A 591-nucleotide genomic window follows, 5' to 3' on the forward strand; every position below is an offset into this window, starting at 1 on the left:
AAAATTCTCTATGATAAAAGTAAAAGGGGATTTAATGATGAAAAAAATGACTGAACATCAAATCGTCGCTATTTTAAAAGAAGCTGAAGCAGGTATTCCTGTCAAGGAACTCTGCCGTAAATATGGCATGGGTAATTCAACTTTTTATAAATGGCGGGAAAAATACGGCGGCATGGAAACTTCGGATATCAAACGCTTAAAAGAGCTGGAGGCTGAAAACCGCAAACTTAAGCAGATGTTTGCCGAGCTGAGCTTAAAATCACAGCTTCAGGAAGAAATCATAAAAAAGCTTTAGTGCCCACAAAGGCCCGTAAAACGTGGGCACAGCAACTACAACAAAATCATTCTGTTACTATAGCTATGAGCTGCGCTATCGTTGGCTTAAGCCGTTGTGCTTACTATTATCAACCTAAGTTACAGGATGATTCGGTGATTGTTTCGGTATTGAATGCTATCACAGACCGGCATTTACGCTGGGGCTTTCCTAAATGCTTTAATCGTATCAGAAAGCTCGGCTATCAATGGAACCATAAGCGTGTTTATCGGGTGTATTGTGAATTAAAGCTTAATCTCAGAGTAAAACGAAAAAAA

General features: G+C 39.3%; 1 protein-coding gene and 1 pseudogene. Both read left to right on the forward strand.

Annotated features, from left to right (window positions below; all coding sequences use genetic code 11):
* Positions 1–34: 34 nt before the first annotated feature.
* Positions 35–260 (forward strand): annotated as a pseudogene (locus A9G37_RS03720) (transposase); the annotation flags it as partial.
* Positions 261–360: 100 nt separating this feature from the next.
* Positions 361–591: IS3 family transposase (locus A9G37_RS12060; protein WP_442903134.1), on the forward strand; the 231-nt coding region annotated here is incomplete at its 3' end.

This window comes from Gilliamella sp. GillExp13 (genome assembly GCF_001690815.1).
In the GTDB taxonomy this organism is placed as follows: Bacteria; Pseudomonadota; Gammaproteobacteria; order Enterobacterales; family Orbaceae; genus Gilliamella; species Gilliamella bombi.